This is a genomic window from Paenibacillus sp. FSL R5-0766 (genome assembly GCF_037971845.1).
In the GTDB taxonomy this organism is placed as follows: domain Bacteria; phylum Bacillota; class Bacilli; order Paenibacillales; family Paenibacillaceae; genus Paenibacillus.
Genome location: NZ_CP150227.1, coordinates 6,071,158 through 6,096,172 on the forward strand (window position 1 = coordinate 6,071,158; position 25,015 = coordinate 6,096,172).

Sequence of the window (25,015 nt, forward strand, 5' to 3'; positions counted from 1 at the left end):
TGGCATCCCTTTTTAAAAGGGAAAATCCGGTGATAAAGGCGAGCGCTACGCTTTTTCAGGTTTTTTCTGTCCTCTCCGTTTTTATGTAAATGAAAAGTTCAATTTATACAGATATCAGCAGGAAGCCGCTCGTCGTAATGGTCTAGCCATACAGCCGCGCATAATATCCTCCGAGCGCAAGCAGGTCCTGATGGCGGCCCCGTTCGACGACCGTTCCTTGGTTCATGACCGTAATCAAATCCGCATGTTCCACCGTGCTGAGACGATGCGCAATCAGAATGGTGGTGCGCCCCTTCATCAATACGTTCAGAGCTTGCTGTACCCAATGCTGGGATTCGTTATCCAATGCAGAAGTCGCTTCGTCCAGCAGCAGAATCGGGGCGTTTTTGAGAATCGCCCGGGCGATCGCAATTCGCTGCCTTTGTCCGCCTGACAACGATGCTCCTCTCTCCCCCACCGGCGTTTTATACTGTTCAGGAAGTTCCTGAATGAAATGGTGAGCGTACGCCGCTTTGGCCGCTTCAACCACTTCTTCATCCGTTGCATCCGGGTTTCCATAGCGGATGTTTTCCTCAATCGTGCCGGTAAACAAAAATGGCTCCTGCGGAACGTATGCAATCTGCCTGCGAATTTCGTCCAGCGTGTAATGGCCAAATGGTTTGCCCTGGAGCAGGATATCTCCGCTGTCCACAGGATAAAAGCCGAGCAGCAGCTTAATCAGCGTACTTTTGCCGCTGCCGCTGGCTCCCACGATCGCAGCGACCTGACCAGGAAACACCTGCATGGACATGTCGACAAGTACTTTTTTATCCGCCTGATAGGAAAATTCCACATCGCGAAACTCCACCGCAGCCTCCGATACAAGCTCGCTGTGAGAAGATCCCAGACGCTCCGGTTCCTCTTCCTCGCTTAGCACCTCTTGAATCCGGTGAGCGCCCGCGAGCGAATTCTGGGTCATCGACAGAACCATCCCCAAGTTCAACAAGGCGTGTGTCAGATTCACTTGCAAAACTGCCAGGGCGGCGACGCTTCCCATCCCCATCATTCCGTAAGCATAAAGAAGACTGCCGATGACGATGATGCCGCAAAACGTGACGTAGCTGATAAAATGGTTCACCGCAGCTTGCATACCGTTCTTCTTCGCCGTTTGCCGAAGCGTTTGCGTCATTTGTTCGTTCAACGCCTCGTACTGGCCGTAAATCGTGCGGATGCGGAACAACTTCACAATTTGAATGCCGCCCATAAAATCTTTGAATTTTTCGGTCATTTTACCGAGCGTTTGCAAGCCTTGTTCGGACAAAGCGCGGATATCCCGTGCAAATTTCAGGCTGACCAGAGAGGACAGCAACAGAATCACGAAGGATACGCCGGCAAACCGCCAATCGATCACCACCATGGAGACAATGGAGCCGATGCAAAAGACAACTTGAAGCAACAAAACGAAGTAAACCTGCGAGAATGTAAACTCAACGGTCGTTACGTCGTTGTTCACCCGCGACAGCAAGTCCCCATGGTGCGTCTGCTCCAGGAATTTCGGCCGCACCCGGCACAGCTTGTCATAAAGACGTTTGCGGATATTCAGCACAGTCAGCTCGACACTGCGCTGGTATAAGTAAATGAACCAGGGAGAGATTATATTTTCCAGGAACAGGGCCGCGCCCAAAATAATAAAGGCTTCCACCATCAGGGACGTATCTCGGGACACGGCGAAATCAACCAAGTTATGTACGACCAAACTGAAGGCGATCAGAAACAATGTCTGGGTGAGCGCCGTTACAGCAAGGCCAATCGCGTACTGGGTTTTGCGCTTGCGGTTCATAAACGTCAGCAAGTAGCCGAGTTCTTTCACTTGCGAGAGCCTTCCGCCCTTTTTCATGTGTATGACACCTCCCTGCGTTCGGCAGACTCGGTAAATTCCTGGTAGTACGACTGGGCGTACAGTCCCTTCCTCTCGAGCAATTGTTCATGAGTTCCTTTTTCGACAATATTTCCTTCTTCCATAACCCAGATTTCATCGGCGTTTTGCACCGTAGAAAGCCGGTGGGCAATAACCATGGTCGTTCTCTGCTTCATCAATACGTCCAGCGCTTCCTGAACCGCGCTTTCCGACTCCGGATCAAGAGCCGATGTGGGCTCATCCAGCAGCAGAACGGGAGCATCTTTCAGAAAAGCCCGGGCCATTGCAATGCGCTGGCGTTGTCCACCGGACAAAAAGCCGCCGCGCTCTCCGACATACGTCTGGTAGCCGCCCTCAAGCTGCATAATGAAAGAATGGGCCTGAGCGGCTTTGGCGGCTTCGATAATGTCGTCCATCGACGCTTCTTCCCGCCCATAGCCGATATTTTCGGCGATCGTACCGCTAAACAAATATGAATCTTGGGTTACCACGGAAAAATGCGACCGAAGCTGCTCTGGATCAGCGCCGCGGATCAGGCTTCCGAACACACGGATCTCGCCCTGATCCTCCGGAAGCGGATAAAAGCCGCATACCAGCTTAAACACCGTACTCTTCCCTCCGCCGCTCGCTCCGACAAGTGCAATCGTCTTGCCTTCAGGCACCGAGAAGTTAATATTCCGCAGAATCAGGGAATTCTCTTCATACCCGAAGGTTACGTTCTGAAACTGGATGGGGGCGGCGCTCGATTTTGGAAGCAAACGACCATTTTCCGTTTCAGTCGGTTGCTCGACGATTTCGGAGACCCTTCTCAGAGCACCGCTCATTTCGAACGTGCGCGTGATGAGCTCGGGAATATGCTCCAGCGGCTCCAGACACAGATTAAGCAAGTACAGGAAAGCGATCAGTTCTCCCGCGCCTAGCTGCCCGTTGTAGATCAAATAGCTACCGTAACTGACGGCGAAAATGATCGGGCTGATCATCAGCGTAGAAAGCAGCGGGTTGACCCAGGCTTCCCGCTTTTTAACGGCCAGCTTTTTTTGAGCCGTCAATTGCAGTAACACTTGGTAGGAGCGAGATAACATACCAGATAGCAGATAGCTTTTCACAATAGGTATCCCTCCAAGCGTATCCTGGAGGTTGATGTTCATTCGGCCCATGTTCGCCTGGGCTTCCTCCGTCAACTGTTCCAACTGCTTGCCGATCCATTGGGAAACCAGCAGTGCTACGGGAAATAACAGCAGGCTGTACAGCATCAGCTCCCATTGGAGATACATCAAATAAGCGAAACAGCCGATAAATAATAGCGGATGATAAAACCACTGGGCGAGGTCCCGAATCATAAATTGCTGGATGAGCTGCAGATCGTTGTTGATCCGCGACAACACGTCGCCGGAGTGCTGTTTTTCCAAATAGGGGACCGGGAGTTTGCCGATATGACGCATGACATGGTTGCGGATATCCTGCACCGCAGAAGCACTGCTTCGCTCCACACCGAAGCTCATGAAAAACTTCGCAGGCACACCGATCAAGATGACCACAAAGACCGTGTACACGATCTGCAGAACGACGGGCCCCGCCCCATTCTCGGCCTGTGTGGTCAGCTGCTCGACCAAACGTCCCGTCCATATCTCAATAACCGCGGCGGCTATTGCAGACAAGATACCGACGATCATCCAGCCTTTGTGGCGGCTCACATAGGACATCAGCCAGCGGAACGCTTTCCAGGTATCATAAGCGGTTCGGCGCTTGGAAGGCTCCGCTGTGCGTTGTTCTTGAACAGCCGTCTGCCGATCAGATCCCATGCAGGACCCCGACCTCTGCTTCGATCTGCCGCTTGATCTGCACTAAGATGTCACGGATGACAACGGCCGTTTCGTCCACGCGCGCGAGTTCCAGTAATTCCTCGTGTGCGCCCTCCAGCCGGTAATCGGCGTAAGCTTGCGTCGTTGCCCTCTGCCAGGACGGCAACTGGTGCTCCAGGCGGAACGCTTCGCTGTCCTTCGCAATCAGTTCGTAAATCCGGGCAGTTATCGTACCTGAATTGATAAGCTGCGCTTCGTACGTCAAGGTGGCTTTGATCTTCCGATGAACACGCTCCCGCACGAGCGGATTGCTCATTAATTCCTTCTCTTCTTCATCGAAATCCGCAAGCATTTCTTCAAGCTCTTTCTCAGACGTTTCATAAGGCGTGAGTGTGTCCTTAATCCACGAGTCCACCATAAGCACGTCCGTTACGACATGCCCTCTTCTTTCCATCGTTTTGGCTACCTCGAACGTCAGGTTGCCTCCGAAGCAGTAACCGAGCAGCACGTAAGGTCCTTCCGGCTGGATACGAACAATCTCATCCACATAATGGTTCAGCATGGCCTCGTAATCGATGACATCGTCGATAAAATCAATGCCGTAAAGCAAGAACCGGCCGTCTAACCTACTTGCAAGCTCTCGGTAACCGATGCCGAAGCCGCTGCCTGGAGGGAAGCAGAACACGTTCAGATCCCCTGTTTTATTCAGCTTAATGAAGGAGTCTCCCCCTTTATCCAGACCCAGATCCTCCTCCCCAAAAGCCATGGCTTCAACGGTTACACTATGGAATTGGCGATTCAGCGGTATCTCGATGCCCGTTTCATCGTAAACGGCTTGAACAAGCCTCATCAGACTTAACGAATTGCCGCCCAGCTCAAAAAAGTTATCCTTTACGCCGACCTGAGGAATACCAAGTGTATCCTGCCAGACACGGGCGATCTTCATCTCGAGCAGCGTTCTCGGCGCAACATATTCCGCTCCTCTGGCCGCAGCTTCCTCCGGCACTGGCAGCGCTTTGCGGTCGATTTTTCCGTTCGCGGTCAGCGGCATCTGCGAAAGCTGCACAAGATGCGCAGGAATCATATACCCCGGAAGCTGCTTGGCGAGCTGCTCCTTGAGTTCATTCGCCGCCAGCTTTGTTTCCGCGACGTAATAAGCAACAAGTTGCTTATGGCCGTTCGCGTCGTCCCGGGCGAGTACCACCGCTTCTTCCACGCCCCGGACGTTAAGAAGCTGCGTCTCAATTTCGTCCAGCTCGATCCGGTACCCGCGGACTTTGACCTGGTGGTCGATTCGGCCGAGGTATTCAATGTTGCCGTCCGGCAGCCAGGTCGCCAAGTCGCCTGAGCGATACAGTTTTTCCCCCTCCGCAAACGGGGAATCAACGAACTTCTCCGCCGTCAGATCCGGACGGTTCAGGTATCCTCTCGCGAGCCCTTCCCCGGCCACATACATTTCGCCCGCTACGCCGATCGGCACTGGGCGGCGGTTTTCATCCAGGACATACACTCTCAGCGTTGGGATTGGCTTGCCAATATTGCTCTTCGCCGCCTCCATTTCGACCCACGTAATTTCCTTATACGTCACGTGAACCGTCGTCTCGGTAATACCGTACATATTGATCAGCTTTGTCTCCGGGTACTTCGTCTTGAAACCCTTGAGCAAAAGCGGACTGAGCGCTTCGCCGCCGAAAATGACGTTGCGAATCAGCAGATCGTACGGATGATCCGCCAAGAGCTTACGCAGCAGCTGATAGAAGTACGTTGGCGTCTGGTTCAAAATCGTGACCTGTTCGCGGCACAGCAGCGCCAGGAAATCGGTCGGATTTTTCGCCGTAAGCGGCGGTACAATGACCAGCTTGCCTCCATACAACAGCGCTCCGTACATTTCCCAGACGGAGAAATCGAAGCAGAACGAGTGGAACAGCGTCCACGTGTCGAACCGCCCGAAGTCGAACAAGTTCTTGTCGTTGAACAGGAGGCGCACGACGTTTTTATGCTCGATCAACGTGCCTTTGGGTTTGCCGGTCGTTCCCGACGTGTAGATGACATATGCCAAGTTGCCCGACCCGGAAATTGGCTCCAGATTTGAAGCGTCCAGCGCACCTTCCGAGTCCGCCCCACTGTCTCCCCAAACGAAATCATCTATTTCAAGGCGCGTTCCTGCAAAGTCGGTCTTCTCATGCAAATGCTTTTGAATCAGCAATAACGGTGCACCCGAATCCTCGATCATGAAGCGGATGCGCTCCTCCGGATAGTCGGGATCGACAGGCACGTAGGCTCCACCCGCTTTGAGAATCGCCAGTATGCCGACAACCATATCGAGTGAGCGTTCGGCCAGAATCGCTACCAGCTGGTCCATTTCAACTCCCGTCTCCCTCAGCTTGCGCGCAAGATGGTTGGATCGCTCGTTCAGCTCGCGGTAGGTCAGCTGCCGTTCGTTCATGACAACGGCCACGTTGTCCGGGTATAGCTCCGCCTGTTCTTCAAACAAACCGTGAATCGTTTTCCCCCGCTCGAACCCGGTTTCGGTGTCATTAAATCGATTCAGCAACGTCTCCCTCTCGTCCGGGGAAAGCACATCGGCTTGTCCAAGCTCCAGATCCGGCTGAAATACAAGCACGGACAGAAGCCGAACAAGATGGTCGGCCGCCTGTTCCACAAATTCCCGCTCGTACCGATTCCGGTCAAAGCTTATTTCCAGCTGAATAGAGTCGTTTTGGTGGTCAAATCGAAAAACCGTATCTGCCGCCACCCGGTTACCCAGCGGTTCAGGATGGATCGGGGCGAAGGATGCAACGGTGTTGACGACCGGAAGGCCCTCTCCTGTATAGTCCAGATGGAGCGGCTCCACCATTTTCCGAAAAGGCAGATACTGATGCTCCAGCGCCTCGCCGATGGAGGCTTTGATGCCCCCGAGCAGCGTTTTCAGCGTAGTCTGGCTGCTTACGGACGTTTTGATCAACAGGATGTCATGTGGTGGCTGAGTCACGTCCGGGGCCCCGCTATAAGAAGGCATGCCGACAAGTACTTGATCCTGCCCGGTATATTTGAACAGCAGACTTTTTACTCCTGCCAAAACAATCATGTACAAAGCCAGATCCGAACCATTGGCGAGGCGAATAATTCTCTCCGAGAGCTCACTCGGCAGGGTACGGTGAAGCAAAGCCGGCTCTGCCGCAGCTTCGCCGCCCGCAGATAATTTGGAGGATTGACTGTAGGGAAGGAAGCTCAGACTGTCATCGTCGTCAAACTTACTGCTCCAGTACCGTTCTTCCTTTTCAAATAAAGATTTCATTCGTACCTCCCCTAAAAATGAAGTGACCGCATGCCCCGGCGCAGATCCGAAAAAACTTGCTTTCGGCCTGCGCGTTTACGGGCTTGATTTACGGAGTTGCAAGTTGTTCGCCGTCTTCCTTGGGATGCGCACCACTTTCGCTTGACGGCGGAGCACGCTTGTAATATTAGAACGCGAATTCGATCGTATCGACGGCACTCTTTGCGCCTGCCGCCGGTTTATGACATTCAATCCGACTTAGCTCAAGTTGTGGATTTTCCGCAATTTGAGAAAGTACCCGCAGGTAATCCTCCGTTAAGGTGCGGATCATCGTTTCTTTGAACAGTTTGGTGGCGTAGAAAAAGCCCCCGCTCAGTGCCCCTTCGTTTTCATACATAAACAGCGTCAGATCAAACTTCGCTTCTTCCAAATGGTCAAGCTCGTAATTCTTCAGGCTGACGCCTTCCAGCTCGGCATCTCGTTCTTCGATATTTTGCAAGTCAAAAACGGCATCGAACAACGGGAATCGGCCTGGTTCTCGCTTCACATTCAAACGCTCCACGAGTTCTTCGAATGGATAATCCTGATTCTCAAAAGCTCCCAAAGCCGTTTCCTTCACTTCATCAAGGTAGGACAGGAACGTTTTTTCGCCTGACGGACGACTGCGGAGCGCCAGTGTATTAACAAACATGCCGATGACCGGCTCCAAATCGGCGTTAGTTCTTCCCGCCACCGGGGTGCCTACGATTAAGTCTTCCTGCCCGCTGTACTTGGACAGCATCACGGTATATGCCGCAAGCAGTACCATGTACAGCGTGCTTTCACGCTCGGCCGCCAATTCACGCAGCCGCTCAGAGAGAGAAACTTCGACATCGAACTCCAGATGCGCGCCTTCGTAGTTGCGAACTGTAGAACGTTCGTAGTCCATCGGCAGATCCCCCGTTGGCAGCTCACCTTCGAAGGTTTGCAGCCAGTACGCTTCCTGCCGTCCGATCCGCTCCCGGTGGGCCTTCGACTGCTGCCAAACAGCATAATCCTTATATTGAATGCGTAGTGGCGGCAGTTCTTCCCCGGCGTAGAAACTCGAGAACTCATCCATCACAATCGCCATAGATACGCCATCCGACACAATATGGTGCATATCGAAAAGGAGAATATACCGGTTCGGCTCCAGTTCGACGACTCCGGCGCGCAGCAGCGGCGGCTTGCCGAGATCAAACGGACGAACAAAGTTGCGGACGATCTGCTCAACTTGAGCTGCATCCTCTGTAACCGCTTGATGATGCTCGATAGCAAAATCGACCTGCGGATAAATCCGCTGGACCGCTTCGCCCTTCACCATTTCAAAACCGGTGCGCAGCGATTCATGCCGTGTTATCAGTTTCCGCAATGCGGCTTCCAACCGGTCTAAATCAAACTTGCCTTCCACCTGCACCAGTTCCGGCATGTTGTAAAGCTGATCCGCTCCATCCAGCGTGTGCTGAATAAACAGCCGTTTCTGCGCAGAGGACAGAGGGTAGTACTCTCTCTCTTCCGCTTGAGGAATGGCCTCATGCTCCCGCCGTTCCATCCGGGCAATCGCATCGGCCATCGCCGCAATCGTCGAGTGACGGAATACGTCGCGCAGCGGGAGGTTGACGTTTAGTTCCTTAAATACCTTGCCTGCCAGTGACGTTGCTCGCAGGGAGTGGCCGCCGATGTCGAAGAAGTTATCGTAAACGCCAATCTCCTTCGTAAGTCCCAGCACCTCCTGCCAAATTACCGCCAGCTTCGTTTCCAGCTCATTGCGCGGTGCGACGTACTCCGTTCCACTTCCAGCTTCCCCTTCCGGCGCCGGCAGCGCCTTCCGGTCCATCTTTCCGTTCGGCGTCAGAGGCAGGCGCTCCAGCTCCACGAAGTACGACGGGATCATGTAACCTGGCAACTCCTGTGCCAACGCACTGCGCAGATCGTTCACTAACAGCTTCGCACCAGTATCCGGCGTGTAATACGCACACAGCGCCTTCTGCCCGTTCGCATCACTTCGAACCAGCACCACCGCTTCGCGCACACCTTCCACCCGCAGCAGCTGCGACTCGATCTCACCCGTCTCGATCCGGTACCCCCGGATTTTCGCCTGATTGTCGATCCGGCCGATGAAGTCCACGTTGCCGTCCTCCATCCATCGCGCCAAATCTCCCGTGCGATACAATCGCTCACCCGCAGTGAAAGGACTGTCTACAAACTTCTCTTCCGTCAGCTCTGGACGGTTCAAGTACCCACGTGCTACCCCAACGCCGCCGATAACCAACTCGCCCAGCACCCCGACCGGTATGGGATTCAGATGTGCATCTACGATGTAAAACTTCGCATTTAACCACGCTTTTCCAATCGGCACATGACCTGTCGGCGGCAGTTTCTCCAACTCATCGTCATAGAAACTGGAGTCGATTGCCGCTTCCGTTACGCCGTAAGCGTTAATGATGCGGAATGACGGGCCGAACCGTTCCTGCAAGGTACGGTAATCTGCCACGCTGCAGCTGTCCGAGCTTGTGATCAGCAACTCCATCTCGCTCAACTCCAGCCCTTGCTCGTGCACGTATTCCATAAACGGCACGATCAGCGCCGGCGTTGATTCAAAGATCGTCACTTGCTCTCGCTCTATCCAGTAGTGCAGACGAGACGGATCAATCCGGTCGTCTTTCGGCACAATCACCATGCTGCCTCCGTTGTACAACGTCCGCGCGATATCACCCACGAACACGTCAAACGAGAAGCTGGCGAGTTGCAACAGCCTTACCGGGAACTGATCCAACCGGTATTCCCGTCGGTAACCCGCTGCCGTGTTCACCAGGCTGCGATGTTCGATCATTACACCCTTGGGCTTACCAGTTGTTCCCGACGTGTAGATGACGTACGCCAAGTCCTCCGGACGAGCTTCATGGAAGCTGTCCATACCAACAACATCAACATCATTTGGATGACTCTCATTACGGTCGTTCACAGCACCCGTCAGCTCGCCGGAGACCAGACCTGAAACCATACCAGAGTCCATCGGTGCATTCTCCCGATCTTCGCTGTACGACGCTTCATCGTCGAGGTACAGCACCGTCCCCAGTGACAGTTCCTCTTCGCCGAGCCAGGCTTCGGCGCGCTCTCGCAGCGGCGTTTGTGTCAACAGCACCTTCGCTCCGCTGTCTTCCAGCATGAACCGCACACGGTCCGCCGGATAATCCGGGTCAAGCGGTATATACGCCCCTCCCGCTTTCCAGACGGCCATCACGGCCACCAGCAAGTCCACCGAACGCTCGGCGAGAATGCCAACGATTGACTCCCGGCCGATGCCACTTGTGCGCAGTGTAGCCGCCAAGCGGTTCGCTCGTTCGTTCAACTCCACATACGTTAGGCGGTTATTTTCATACACGACGGCTTCCGCTTTCGGTGTGCGTTCCGCCTGTTCCTCGAACAACCGGTGGAACGCCGCCGCAGGAGCCTCTTCCGGCTGCGCCGGGTTAAACGCACTGAGAACTTGTTCTTTTTCCTCTGCTGTCAGCAAGTTCAGCTCCGCAATCTTCGCATCTGGATGGTTTACAATTGTCACGAGCAACTGCTCGTAATGTTTTGCCAGCCGTTCAATCGTCTCCCTTTTATAAAGAGCCGTCGCATATTCGAAGCTGTAATCCAATCCGCCGTTTTCCTCTCCCACATCCAAGCTGATATCAAACTTCGCAGTATCCAGTACGCTCGGATAAGGAATCAGGCGAAGCCCTTCCAGCTCAAATTGCTCATTCTCCGTATTTTGCATCGTAAACATCGTGTCGAAGAGTGGATTACGACTTAAATCCCGGGTCACTTGCACCTTGTCCACCAATTGTTCGAACGGATAGTTTTGATGCTCAAAGGCGTGCAGAGTTGTTTCTTTAACTTCGTTCAGGTATGACAGGAATGTCTTCTCCGAAGCCGGATAACTGCGAATCGCCAACGTGTTTAGGAAAATCCCGATTAACGGCTGCACATCTCCATGATTCCTTCCGGCAATCGGCGTACCAACGATCACGTCTTCCTGACCTGAATATTTGTGCAAAAGCACGTTATACGCCGCAAGTAGCACCATAAACAGCGTCGTGCCCGTTTCCGAAGCCAGCTGTTTCAGGCCGTCGGTTTTTGAAGCGTCGAAGAAAAACTCCATCGTTTGGCCCTCATAGCTCTGTACAGCAGGACGTGGATAGTCGGTCGGCATTTCCAGCACTGGAAGCTCGCCCTGGAACATGTCCAGCCAATACGCCCCCTGATGCTGAAGCCGTTCCTGTTGCTCCTGCGAATGCTGCCAAACGGTGTAGTCTTTGTACTGAATGCGCAGCGGCTCCAATTGCTCTCCACCATACAAACGCACAAATTCTTCAACAAAGATTTCCATCGAAACGCCGTCAGAAATAATATGATGCATGTCGTACATCAGAATATGGCGTTCCGGAGCCAGTTCAACAAGGCCCACCCTCAACAGCGGTGGCTTAGCCAAGTCAAACGGACGGACGAAACCGTGAACCACCGCTTCGACCTCTTGCTCATCCGCTTGATAGAACTCCACCGAAAAATTCACGTCCTGGTAAACCCGCTGTGATGCTTCGCCATCCACCATTTCGAACCCGGTGCGCAACATTTCATGCCGCGCCACCAGCTTGCGGAACGTTTCTTCGAACCTTGCCCGGTCCAAAGCACCCTCCAGCAGCATCGCTTCCGGCATGTTGTAGCTAAGCTCCGCACCTTCCAGCTGATTCAGGATAAAGAGACGTTTTTGAGCAAAAGATTGAGGGTACACCTCTCGGTCATCCGCCACCGGAATGGCAACAAATGTCTGCTCATCCAGCCGGTAAATGACGGCAGCCATGCTCTCGATCGTGGAATGGCGGAACACGTCGCGCAGTGGCAGATCCACGTTCAAGTCTTTATGAATCTTGCTGACCAACGTTGTCGCGCGCAGGGAGTGGCCACCGATGTCGAAGAAGTTGTCGTGAATACCAATCTCCTTCGTAAGCCCCAGCACTTCCTGCCAAATAACTACCAGCTTCATTTCCAGCTCATTGCGTGGTGCGACGTACTGTGTTCCGCTTCCCGCTTCTCCTTCCGGCGCTGGCAGCGCCTTTCGGTCAAGTTTCCCGTTCGGCGTCAGAGGCAGGCGCTCCAGCTCCACGAAGTACGACGGGATCATGTAACCTGGCAGCTCCTGTGCCAACGCACTGCGCAGATCGTTCACCAACAGCCTCGCACCAGTATCCGGCGTGTAATACGCACACAGCGTTTTCTGCCCGTTCGCATCACTTCGAACCAGCACCACCGCTTCGCGCACACCTTCCACCCGCAGCAGCTGCGACTCGATCTCACCCGTCTCGATCCGGTAACCCCGGATTTTCGCCTGATTGTCGATCCGACCGATGAAGTCCACGTTGCCGTCCTCCATCCACCGCGCCAAATCTCCCGTTCGATACAACCGCTCACCAGCGGTGAAAGGGCTGTCTACGAACTTCTCTTCCGTCAGCTCTTGACGGTTCAAGTACCCTCTTGCCACGCCAACCCCGCCGATAACCAGCTCGCCCAGAACCCCGACGGGCACGGGATTCAGATGTGCATCCACGATGTAGAACTTCGCATTCAACCACGCTTTGCCAATCGGCACATGGCCTGTCTGCGGCAGCTTCGCCAACTCCTCATCATAGAAACTGGAGTCAATTGCCGCTTCCGTCACACCGTAGGCGTTAATAATGCGGAACGACGGGCCGAACCGTTCCTGCAAGGTCCGGTAATCTGCCACACTGCAGCTGTCCGAGCTAGTGATCAACAGCTCCATCTCGCTCAACTCCAGCCCTTGCTCGTGCACGTATTCCATAAACGGCACGATCAGCGCCGGCGTTGATTCAAAAATCGTCACTCGCTCCCGCTCTATCCAATAGTACAGACGAGACGGATCGATCCGATCGTCCTTCGGTACAATGACCATGGTGCCTCCGTTGTACAACGTGCGTGCGATATCACCCACGAACACGTCAAACGAGAAGCTTGCGAGTTGCAACAGCCTTACCGGGAACTGATCCAACCGGTATTCCCGTCGGTAACCCGCTGCCGTGTTCACCAGGCTGCGGTGCTCGATCATTACACCCTTTGGCTTACCCGTCGTACCTGACGTGTAGATTACATAGGCCAAATCCTCTGGACGAGCTTCATGGAAGCTGTCCATATCAACAACATCAACATCATTTGGATGACTCTCGCCACCACCGTTCACAGCACCCGTCAGCTTACTGGAGACTTTACCGGAAACCATGCTGGAGCCAAGCGGTGCATTCTCCCGTTCTTCGCTGTATGACGTTTCGTCGTCGAGGTACAGCACCTTCGCCAGTGACAGTTCCTCTTCGCCGAGCCAGGCTTCGGCACGCTCTCGCAGCGGCGTTTGTGTCAACAGCACCTTCGCTCCGCTGTCTTCCAGCATGAATCGCACGCGGTCTGCCGGATAATCCGGGTCAAGCGGTATATACGCCCCGCCCGCTTTCCAGACCGCCAGCACGGCCACCAGCAAATCGACCGAACGCTCGGCGAGAATGCCAACAATCTCCTCCCGGCCGATTCCACTTGCGCGCAGCGTTGCCGACAGGCGGTTCGCCCGTTCATTCAGCTCCGCATACGTAAGCCGATCGTTTTCGTACACGACCGCCTCCGCTTCCGGAGTGCTCTCCGCCTGTTCCTCGAACAGGCGGTGGAACGCCGCCACAGGAGCCACTTCCGACTGCGCCGGGTGGAACGCGCCGATAATTTGCTCTTTTTCCTCTGCCGTCAGCAAGTCCAGCTCGGCAATCTTCGCATCTGGACGGGTTACGATCGCCGCAAGCAAATGTCCAAAATGAATCGATAGCCGCCGGATCGTGCTTTCTTTATAAAGAGCCGTTGCGAATTCAAAGTTGCACTCCAATCCGCCATTTTCTTCCGTAACATCCACACTCAGGTCGAACTTGGCCATACCATATTCACTAGGGTACGGGGACAATTTCAGCCCTTCCAGCTCAAACTCTGACTCCTCCAGGTTTTGCAAGGAGAACATCGTGTCAAACAGCGGGTTGCGGCTCAAATCCCGGCTAACCTGCACTTTATCGACGAGTTCTTCGAACGGATAATTCTGATGCTCGTAAGCGCCTATGGTCGTTTCTTTCACTTCTTCCAAATACGACAGGAAGGTCTTCTCCGAAGCCGGATAATTGCGGATCGCCAGCGTATTAACAAACATTCCGATCAAGGGCTGCATATCGCCGTGCGTTCTGCCCGCAATCGACGTGCCAACGATCAAATCATCCTGACCTGTGTATTTATGCAAAAGCACGGTGTATGCGGCAAGCAACACCATATATAGCGTCGTTCCTCTTTGAGCGGCTAGCTGCTTCAAGCCTTCGTTCGTTGCCTCGTCCACAAAAGACGTCAGCGTATGTCCCTCATAGCTCTGTACAGCAGGACGCGGGTAGTCCGTTGGCATTTCCAGAACCGGCAGCTCGCCCCGGTAACGGTCCAGCCAGTAAGCTTCCTCGCGTTTCAATTGCACTTTTTGCTCGTCCGATTGCTGCCATACCGCATAGTCCTTGTACTGAATGCGCAAAGGTTCTAATGACTCGCCGCCGTACAAACGAACGAGTTCCTCAACGAACACGTCCATTGAAACCCCGTCGGAGATGATATGGTGCATGTCAAACATCAGTAAATAACGATCGGCTGCCAGCTCTACGAGCTCGGCACGCAGCAACGGTGGCTTCGCCAAGTCGAAAGGTCGGATAAAAGCCTGCACGATTGCAGATGCTTCTTCCTCGTTTGCATGTCGACACACAGCGGCAAAATCAACGCTCTCGTAAATTCGCTGTACCGCTTCGCCTTGCACGATCTCAAATCCGGTTCGCAACGTTTCATGACGTTCGATCAGTCCGCGGAAAGCTTTCTCCAGCAGGCTGTGGTCAATCGATCCTTCGAGCAGCAGCACACCCGGCATGTTATAGCTCTGATCGGCTCCTTCCAGCTGATTCAGGATAAACAGCCGCTTCTGAGCTGAGGAAAGTGGATAATACGCTCTTTCATCTGCCAGCGGAATCGACGAGAACAACTGCTCTTCAATCCGGGAGAGGGCGAGAGCCATCTCTTCGATCGTTGAGTAGCGGAATACGTCGCGCAGAGGCAACTCGACGTTCAACTCCTGATGCACCTTGCTCACCAGTGTCGTTGCCCGCAGGGAATGGCCGCCCAAGTCAAAGAAGTTATCATGAACCCCGATGTGTTCCAATCCGAGCACGCTTTTCCATATTTCAGCCAAGCTGGCTTCCAACGGAGTCCGAGGCGGAGTATGTCCTTCGCCCGGCAACAAGCTCTCCTCAGGTGCCGGGAGGGAGCGGCGGTCAACCTTGCCGTTCGTCGTCAGCGGAAGCCGTTCCAACTGGATCAGGTACGCGGGGATCATATAGGCAGGAAGTTCCTGGGAAAGAACGCTCTTCAGCTCGGCCGCCGGAAGCTCACGGTCCGCTTCATAATAGGCGCAAAGTTGCTTCTCGCCAGAGGCGTTTTCCCGCGCAAATACCGTCGTTTTCCGAATTCCCTGCACTTTCTGAAGCTGAGCTTCGATCTCGCCTAGCTCAATACGGAAGCCGCGGACTTTCACTTGATCATCCGTCCGCCCCACGTATTCAATCGTGCCGTCCGGTAGCCATTTTGCCAAATCCCCTGTCCGGTACATGCGCTCTCCCGGCACAAACGGATGGTCCACAAATTTCTCCGCCGTTAGCTCCGGCCGGTTATTGTAGCCCTGTACCAAGCCTTCTCCGCCGACGCAAAGCTCCCCGGCCACGCCGATCGGCAGAAGTTTATTCTTGCTGTCGACGATATACACCGTCGTATTGCTGATCGGCCGTCCGATGGGTACGGTAACCGCGGAGTCATCGACAAAGTCGACTGGAAGATACGTGGTATAAACCGTGCTTTCTGATGGGCCGTACAGGTGGTTGAGCCTGCCCGGTCCGATATGGGCGAGCGCTTTACGCACATGGCCGACCGACACGCGCTCTCCTCCGAACAAAATCGCCCGGACATCCCGCAGGCAGTTGACGTTCACATCCACAAGGACGTTGAAGAAAGCCGTCGTGATCAGCATGACCGAGATTCGCTCGCGCTGGATGAGATCCGCCAGCTGGCCGATTTCCAGCAAAGTCTCGTGGGGAACCAGCACCAGCCGTGCCCCGTTGGTCAAAGCACCGAAAATATCAAAAATCGCTCCGTCGAACGAATAGCTCGAAAGCTGGAGGACATGATCCCGCTCAGTGATGTCGATATAATTCGTATTTCGCACGATCCGCACGATATTGCGGTGCGAAACAAGGTTTCCTTTTGGCTTGCCCGTCGTGCCTGACGTATAGATGATGCAAGCCAGATCTGTCGCTTCGTTGCCCGAATTTAGATTTGTGCGGTCCTCGTGATAGAAGGACTCGTCATCCAGTAAGATCACGGAGTCCGAACCAGCTAGGCGCTCGCGTAATCGGCTTTGCGTCAGCATGACCTGCGCACCTGAATCCTCGATCAAGAAACGGATACGCTCCTCGGGATATTCCGGGTCAATCGGTACGTAAGCCGAACCGGCTTTGTGTGCCGCCAGCATACCCACCACCATTTCGATGGAACGCTCAGCCATAATGGCGACCAGGCGGCCTTTGGATATCCCGTGGCTACGCAAGGTACGAGCAAGGCGGTTAACGCGTTCGTTCAGCTCGCGGTAGGTCAGCTCTTGCCCATTCAAGGAGATGGCAGCTGCATCCGGGATGCGCTCCGCCTGCTCTTCGAACAATTGAATGAGCGTTTTCCCGCGCGGAAATTCCGTTGTGGTGTCGTTAAAACGACCGAGAAGGTCAGCTTTTTCCGCCTCCGTCACAAGTTCCAGCTCACCCACGGTAATTTCCGGGTTATCCGCCACCTGCTCCAGCAAATGAACGAGATGCCCCTTGAGCCGCTCAATGCTATCTTTATCAAACACTTCTGCGTTAAAGTCGAACCGAATTTCAATCTCGTCTCCCGGCACCACGGTGACGTTGAAGTTATAGTTTGTCTGCTCCTCCATCTGAACATCAGCAATCGTCAGGTCGCCGTGCTGCTGGTCCCCCGCCTGCTCCATCTGCTCGTCCACCGGATAGTTCTCAAAAGCGATGATATGGTTGATCAGGTTCTGCTTTTGCACGCTGCGGGCCTGAATTTCATACAGCGGATAGTAATCATAACGCCCGGACTCCAGCGCCCGCTCTTGAAGCTTCGCCATCAGGTCGGCGAACACGGTGTCCGCTTCACTCGTGACCCGGACCGGCACCGTATTGATGAACAGCCCGATCATCGACTCAATGCCCGGGATTTCCGCCGGTCTTCCGGCCACGACGCTACCGAATACGGCATCGTTTGTTCCGTTATATTTTTGCAGCATCACGCCCCAAATAGCTTGCAGCAGTGTATTGACCGTAACCAGGCGCTGTTTCGCCACCCGGTCCATCCGCTCGCTCAAGTCCTTGCCCAGCTCGGCGGTGACGTGATCAGCCGTAAATCTGCCGTTGGGCGCCACTTCCTTTTGTCCCGGGAGTACGGTTTGCCCTTCATAACCTGCCAGGAATGCCATCCAATAGCTTGATGCCGCCTGATCGTCCTGTTTCTCCAACCATTCGAGATAGGCGCCATAATCCGATCCCTTATCTCCCGCTGACTGCTCGCCGGATGCCAAGGCCGAGTATGCCTCAAACAGCTCCTGTGTCAGCTGAGCCAGGCACCAGCCGTCCATCAAAATATGTTGGAAACTCCACAGTACATGATAACTTTGCTCTTCGGTGCGCAGGATCGTGAACCGAACGAGCGCGTCATGTTCCATGTCGAAGCCGCGAAGCTTGTCCTCCTCGGCCTTTTTATCCAAGTAAGCTTGTTTCTCGTCCATCTGCATATGAAGCAGCTCTTCATATTCAAAACCGACCGGTTTGTTGCGGTATATGATTTGCAACGGCTCGCCCGCCGGTCCTTTCACAAAATTCGCCCGCAGCACCAGATGACGTTTCGCAAGTTCCATCCAACTCCTCTCAAAAAGCTGGACGTCGAGCGCTCCCCGCATCGTAAACCGCGTCTGCTCAAAATAAGCTGCCGTTTGCCGTTCAAGCGCGCTGTGGAACCACATCCCCTTCTGCATCGGCGTAAGTGAGTAAATATTTTCGATTTCCCCGAGATGGCCCGAGCGCTGGGCGATTTGCTCCAATTCTGCAATGGTCAAGCCTTTAAATTGCACGTCGCTCGGCGTCAATTCAGTGTTTTCTTTGCCTGCACAGTGGATAATGAGGTCTCGAAGACTCTGCTCAAGCCGCTGAGCGAGGGCTTCCATCGTTTCCTTGCGATACTGCTTCCGGCTGTAGCTGAGATCGAGCGATAAAGCGCCGTCCAGCACCATACCGTTGATATCCAGCACAAAGCTGCGGGCCTGCCGGTCGCTAGCCGGGCTGCCGCTGGAATAAGAAGATATGCCGATCTCGTCCTGGTCGACATCATCGTCGAACTGGCCGAGGTAGTTAAAATTAATTTCCGGCTCTGCGCCCCAAACCAATTCATCCTCCAATTTCGAGAGATAGCGGCATATGCCGTACCCTAACCCCTTGTTTGGAATACGGCGCAAGTTTTCCTTGACCTGTTTAATCTGATATGACAAATCTCGGTCGGTTTCCGGTTCCAGGACGACCGGAAACTTGGTCGTAAACCAGCCAACTGTACGCGTGATGTCGATATCCGTTCCGATCGATTCACGTCCGTGTCCTTCGAGATTGATCCGCACCCGTTCATGCCCCGTCCATTTGCGTAAGGCTATGCCGAGCGCCGTTACCAAAATATCATTCATTTCGGTGTTGTAGGCACGGTGAACCCGCTTCAGTAGCAGCTCCGTTTCTTCGGGAGTCAAACGGACAAACAGCGATTCGCTGTCATGCTGCGTCGTAACGTCCGCCTCCATATCCTTCGGCACGGCCAGAACCTCCATTTGTTCCACGGCCTGCCAATAGGCCCGTTCCTTTGCCATCTCCGGACTTTGCGCGTAAGCAGCCAGCTGCTCGGACCAAGTGCGGTACGCATCTGTTTTCGCCGGGAAACGAATTCCCTCGCTTTTGCCAATCTGCTCGTAACCTAGAGCGAAATCCTCCATCAAAATGCGCCAAGACACGCCGTCTACCACGGCATGATGAACCGCGAGCAACAAATGATCTCCGTCCTCGCACTGGAACAGTGCCGCCTTCATAAGGGGCCCGTTCACCAGATCGATGCCTGCTTGAATGTCCGTTGCCTTCTCTTCCACAGCCTGTGTGGGATTCTCCGCATCCTTAAAGTCGAACACGTCAAGCGTGAACAGTCCACCATCCTGAATCGCTCGGGTTAACGCACCAAACCCTTGTTCCGTCTTGCAGAACACCATGCGCAAGGCGTCATGATGCTCGGCCAGCTTTTGCAGCACCTGATACACTATCTCTTCGTTGAAGCGATCCTTCCGGTACAGCATCACCGACTGGTTGAAATGATGCGGGTCTGCAAAGGAACTCTCGAAAAACCAATGCTGAATCGGCGTCAATGCCGTTTCACCCGTTATTTCGCCTTGATCGATGGTACGTCTGATCGGTTTCACATGCAGGCTGAGCTGTGAAATCGTCGGATATTTGAACAAATCCCGGATTTCCAGCTTGTACCCGGCTTGATGAAGCCGCGAAGATACTTGAATGGACTTGATCGAGTCTCCGCCCAGCTCAAAGAAATGATCCGTTACCCCAACACGATCAGCGTTTAATACCGCCTGCCACACATCAGCAAGCGTTCGCTCGGCTTCATTGCGGGGAGCTACGTACGCGCCGCCAGTCAATGCGTTTCCTTCCGGGGCAGGTAAAGCCTTACGATCGATTTTGTCGTTCGGCGTGAGCGGCATCCGCGGAAGCTGAACAAAATGCGCCGGAATCATGTAATTCGGCAATTTTTGCGCCAGTGCGCTTCTCAGCTCGCCGAGCGTAAGAGGGAGGCTCGCGACCAGGTAAGCGCACAGTTCTTGCCCGCTTTTGCCTTCCCGCGCGATTACAATCGTCTCCTGCACCGAGTCGATCTTCAGAAGCTGCTCTTCAATCTCACCGACCTCGATTCGGAATCCACGGATTTTCACCTGATGGTCGATCCGGCCCAAGTACTCCATATTTCCGTCCGGCAGCCAGCGGGCGAGATCTCCTGTCCGGTAAAGGCGTTCTCCCGGCGCAAACGGATGTTCCACAAACTTCTCTGCCGTCAGCTCCGGTTGGTTCAGGTAACCTCTCGCAAGCCCAACGCCTGCCACGCACAGCTCGCCGTCCACTCCCGGAGGCACAAGTTGCAGGTGGGCATCCAAAATAAAAATCTGATGATTAGCCAGCGGGCGCCCGATCGGAATGACTCTGCGCTCCGGCTGCTGCTCATCCGCATCCCAAAGCGTTGTAACAATCGAAGCTTCGGTTGGGCCGTAAGCATTGAAATAGTGAACCTTCGCTTTCCACTGCTGCACGAATTCAGCCGATACGGCCGAACCTCCCGTTACAAGCTTTGTTAAGTTGGGAAGACGATCCGGGTTCAAATGAGCGCTATACGTCGGAGGCAAAATCGCCGCCGTAATCGCATGCTCGTTCATATAACTCTCGAACAGACGAGTGTCGAGAATTGTTTCGGCCGTCGGGATGTACAAAGCCGCGCCGAAATAGAGTGCTTTGAACACTTCCCAGCAGGATGCGTCGAAGGACAAGCTCGCAAATTGAACGATCCGGTCATGCTCCGTGATGCCCAGCCTGTCTGCGAACATCAGCTTCAAGCTGACCAAACCACGATGCTCCAGCATGACCCCTTTGGGTTTGCCCGTTGTACCTGACGTATAAATGACATAAGCAAGATCGTTTGGACCGCTGACCGCCTCCAGGTTCGAGCCATCGCCGCTATAGGCCTGCTCGTCATCAAGCGCCAAAACGGTCCCTTCAAACGGGACTTGCTGTAACAGCTCTCTTTGAGTCAGCAGCAGCTGCGCGTTCGAGTTCTCCAGAATGTAGCGGATACGTTCTTCCGGGTACTCCGGATCGATCGGCACGTAGGCACCGCCAGCTTTCAGAACCGCCAGAATGCCAATGACCGTCTCCAGTGATCTCCTGACCATCAAGCCTACCAACTGATTGGGCAGCACACCGACCGATCGTAGCGTACGCGCCAGCTGGTTTGCCCGTTCGTTCAACTCTGCGTATGAAAGCCGCTGCCCCTCAAAGACAACCGCAGTCGCCTCGGGCACACGCTTCGCTTGCTCCTCCACAAGCTGATGAATCGTCCGATCACGAGGATAGTCCTTCTCGGTATCGTTGAAGCTTTGCAGTAATTGAAATTTTTCGTCCTCCGACAGCATGTCCGCTCGCACGATGTCCAACTCCAGCTCATAAAGCCCCACGGACAGCAGGCGATTCAGGTGGCCGACGACCCGATTCATGAACTCGGAGTCATATAAGTGCTCGTTATATGACAGCGCTAGCTGTATCGTCCCACCGGTTAAACTGAATTCAAATGAACAGTCCGTGACCACGTTTTGCCCAATTTCGTCCAGATGCAGCTCCTTAAGGGATACTAGCGTATGGACGATGGGTATCCCTTCTGTATATTGCAGATCCAGCTTCTCCGTCATTTTCAAGAACGGAATATGTTGATGCTGAATCGCTTCCGGCAAGGAAGTCCTCAGTTCGCTCAGTAGCGTTTTAAAAGTTGCCCCCACCGAAAGCGAGTTTTTCAAAATGACCATATGATTAACGGATCGACGGGTCTCCCCCTTTTTCGGCACAACCGGCATGCCGACCAGAATGTCTGAAGCTCCTGTATATTTATGCAAGAGTGCCTGAACACCAGCGAGCAAAATCATAAAAGCAGCCAGCGGAGCACCCTTGCTCATTTGAAGGACGCGCTGCGCCGCTTCCTCCGAAAGCGGACCGTCAACGGTTTTCACATTGGGCACCAGGGAGTTTGGAGCTTTGCTGTAAGGCAACCGCGTCAAGGTATAATCGTCACTACCGAATTTTTCGTTCCAAAACAACGTTTCTTTTTCAAAAGCCATCTGGATCGTTCCCCTCTCTTCATCGGTAAAAGCAATCCGGCAGAGCATATGCCGAAGCAACGCTCCAGCCTCGCTCCTCTCCTTTTCAAACATCTGACAACAACAAGCATCGTTCTACGCAAGAGATGCGGTTACTTCGGACTCCTCTGCTTCAATAAGATTGCTGCCGACGAGTCACCCGAAGACGGGATTTGGTTTAACATGGGATTCAGAATTGGATTTGGGGATAGACGACAAGGAATGTTCCTCCTGTCGATGTAAGGCTTGCCGCAGGGTTCCAGCCGTCCAGCAGGAAGTCGACCGTACCTCCTGATTTGGCACCCGAGCTGCCTTTGACGAAGCCTATGTTTAAGGGGTATTGATACACTCTATGTACGATTTGCTTATTCCCCCACAGCCCTGGTGTGGATAAGTAAAGATTCGGCTGCGGGGTAGTGAGCTTTTCCTGACGATTATATTTAACGAGGGTACTGCATGAGACTCAAGGAATGCTCCGTATGGCACGAACGGTACTGCCCTTGGATTGCCGGAGAATTCCATGCTGATTGACGTTACCGCAGGTAGCATGAGGAGAAAGCGCTACCTTAACATCAAGTCCGCACGCCTTCCGGAAGGCACTTTCATGCCTCTTGCCGGGGGCGGCCATCGGCTTGGCCAAGCTTAGGTCGTTACTAACAAATCCTTGGTCTCCTGAGAGATCACCTGCTGCATACTGGACTTGATAATGGCGCAGCCGGCGGTCAGATGCTCCATCGAGACGGTAAGCGGAGGCATGATCTTCAGCACACAATCTCCTCTGCCGGCTCTTTCAATGATGAGCCCGTTCTCGAAGCTGATATCCGTCACCCGCTTCGCCCCGGCTTCATCCATGAACCCCGAGACGTCAATACCCCAGATCAGGCCGAGTCCGCGGATGGCGATGGACGGATGCAGAGGCTTGATTTCTTGATCAAGGAACGAGCGCACATACTCTTCCTTCTGCTTCACCTGAGCTTCCAGTTCGGTTCTGTCCCGGAACTCGAGAGCAGCCTTCGCGGCCACAAAAGCCAGCTGGTTGCCGCGGAAGGTGCCGTTGTGCTCGCCTGGCGTCCAGATATCCAGTTCGGGCTTCAACAGCAGGAGGGACATTGGCAGGCCGTACCCGCTGATCGACTTCGACAGGGTAATGAGATCCGGCTCGATCCCCGCACGTTCGAAGGAGAAGAATTCGCCTGTCCGGCCGCACCCTACTTGAATCTCGTCTGTAATGAGCAGAATATCGTGCCTGCGGCAAAGCTGCTGCAGCTCGCGTAGCCACTGCGCGTCGACAACGTGAATTCCGCCTTCGGCTTGTACCGTTTCAAGCAGGATCGCGGCCGGCTTATCGATTCCAGAGTGCGAATCAGTCAGGATATTCTCGATATAGCCGAGCGTATCCATTTCTGCGAAAGCCCCGCTCGGGTGTGGCATGAACGTAACTCCGTCCAGAGGAAGCCCCGCCCCTTCTCTCATGGACTTGGAGCTTGTCGCCGACAGACTGCCGAGCGACATGCCGTGGAAGCCACCCATGAATGCGAATATTCCACTTCTCTTCTTCGCCTTGCGTGCGAGCTTCAGGGCCGCTTCCACCGCATTCGTCCCTGTTGGACCGCAGAATTGAAGCTTGTAATTCAGCTTCTTCGGCTCCAGGATCCGCTCTGAGAAGCTCTGGATGAATTCACGTTTGGCCATTGTATACATATCCAGACCGTGCATAATCCGGTCGGAAGTCAAGTAATCGAGAACCCGGTCTTTAATATAATCGTTGTTATGGCCGTAATTGAGTGCCCCGGCACCTGCAAAGAAATCAATATATGCTCTTCCGTCCTCAGAATATAAAAGGTCTCCCTTGGCCCGGTCGAATACCACCGGAAAACTTCTGCAGTAAGATCTTACGTTGGATTCCAGCTTTTCAAAAATGCTCACTCACTTCATCCTCCATCGGAATTGGGATAAGGTTGGCTCCATCTTTCTGAACCTTCCTTTCTGAACCTTCTGACGTCATGGAGCAACATATTCTAGGCTGTCATTTTCCACAATTGTTGGTCTCCGCATCCCGGCTTGTTGGTTAGCCAGTAGACTGGTCTCTCGCACACAGCTTGGATGGGTATAAAAAACCCTACAATTCCATTTATTAGAATAATAGGGAATAAGACCTAGGTTGAATTATATCAAAATTTACAAGAATGTATAGTGAAATTTTTGTTAAATATAGTCATTATATTGTTAAATTTGGTTTATGGAACATAATGTGTTAACATTTTTCGTTAAAAAGAGTGAATAGCGAAGAAACGTTGAGAATTGGTTTTACATCAATCGAGGAATTCGACGCGTGTTGACATTCATCCGTGAAACAGGATAATTTGGTATATATTACCTTTCAATAATCTTTGCCAGTGTTTCGAATCCTTGCACTTTGCATTAACTTAACTTGATTACCTGACCAATTTCTGAAAGCCTGGCTGGAAGCTTGCCGCAGCACCCACACGGATGGCAGCCGACATCGTTTTGTATCACGCCTTCTTCTCAACAACTCTGTTAGAATAAAGGGTAAATATATTATGCTCCTCCTCATCAAACCGTACGTGAGATTTTCCCTTATACGCTTTCCGATGTCCTTCACTCATTTACATATAGATTACCAATGACGTTCTGAATCCAAGTTAAACAGACAATGATTTCACTTCGCGTAATAAGCTTCTTCATTCAGCAAATTGTTGCTTCTTGGCATACCATTTTGTAAGTCGCTGAAAGATGTTCCAGTCACGTTCAGTCATCTTCCTTTATCGTTAAAATGATCTTTTATGCCCGATCCACATCCTTCTTGGGGATATATTGGCACTTACGGTTTACAATGTACAAACACAAATAAGGTGGTTCTA

6 protein-coding genes are annotated in these 25,015 nt (G+C 53.3%); all 6 read right to left on the bottom strand.

All coding sequences use genetic code 11. The annotated features are described in order from the left end of the window. Nucleotides 1-142 precede the first annotated feature (142 nt). The 6 genes from MKY66_RS26290 to ectB all read right to left on the bottom strand — a co-directional run bounded on the left by MKY66_RS26290 (nt 143) and on the right by ectB (nt 24,059). Nucleotides 143-1,876: an ABC transporter ATP-binding protein gene (locus tag MKY66_RS26290; protein WP_076217217.1), complete on the bottom strand. Its 1,734-nt coding sequence runs from the start codon at nt 1,874-1,876 to the stop codon at nt 143-145. Further along, nucleotides 1,873-3,699 (bottom strand): ABC transporter ATP-binding protein, encoded by a 1,827-nt coding sequence (locus MKY66_RS26295; RefSeq protein WP_076217216.1) that lies wholly within the window; start codon nt 3,697-3,699, stop codon nt 1,873-1,875. Before MKY66_RS26295 ends, MKY66_RS26290 begins: the two co-directional genes overlap by 4 nt. Beyond that, nucleotides 3,689-6,997 carry an amino acid adenylation domain-containing protein gene (locus MKY66_RS26300; RefSeq protein ID WP_076217215.1) on the bottom strand — a complete coding sequence of 1,103 codons (3,309 nt, stop codon included), beginning with the start codon at nt 6,995-6,997 and terminating at the stop codon, nt 3,689-3,691. The genes MKY66_RS26295 and MKY66_RS26300 overlap by 11 nt, the downstream gene beginning before the upstream one ends. Nucleotides 6,998-7,163: 166 nt before the next feature. Further along, nucleotides 7,164-22,208 (bottom strand): amino acid adenylation domain-containing protein, encoded by a 15,045-nt coding sequence (locus tag MKY66_RS26305; RefSeq protein ID WP_339806388.1) that lies wholly within the window; start codon nt 22,206-22,208, stop codon nt 7,164-7,166. 115 nt (nt 22,209-22,323) lie between these two features. Continuing rightward, on the bottom strand, nt 22,324-22,482 hold the full coding sequence (locus MKY66_RS26310) for a hypothetical protein (RefSeq protein WP_339806390.1): 159 nt from the start codon (nt 22,480-22,482) through the stop codon (nt 22,324-22,326). 293 nt (nt 22,483-22,775) lie between these two features. Beyond that, nucleotides 22,776-24,059 carry a diaminobutyrate--2-oxoglutarate transaminase gene (gene ectB, locus MKY66_RS26315; RefSeq protein ID WP_076217242.1) on the bottom strand — a complete coding sequence of 428 codons (1,284 nt, stop codon included), beginning with the start codon at nt 24,057-24,059 and terminating at the stop codon, nt 22,776-22,778. Nucleotides 24,060-25,015: the final 956 nt, after the last annotated feature.

What these genes read in the sequence shown, in the direction of transcription:
- MKY66_RS26290 (WP_076217217.1), bottom strand. Translation starts at nt 1,876, where the DNA reads ATGAAAAAGGGCGGAAGGCTCTCGCAAGTGAAAGAACTCGGCTACTTG.
- MKY66_RS26295 (WP_076217216.1), bottom strand. Translation starts at nt 3,699, where the DNA reads ATGGGATCTGATCGGCAGACGGCTGTTCAAGAACAACGCACAGCGGAG.
- MKY66_RS26300 (WP_076217215.1), bottom strand. Translation starts at nt 6,997, where the DNA reads ATGAAATCTTTATTTGAAAAGGAAGAACGGTACTGGAGCAGTAAGTTT.
- MKY66_RS26305 (WP_339806388.1), bottom strand. Translation starts at nt 22,208, where the DNA reads ATGTTTGAAAAGGAGAGGAGCGAGGCTGGAGCGTTGCTTCGGCATATG.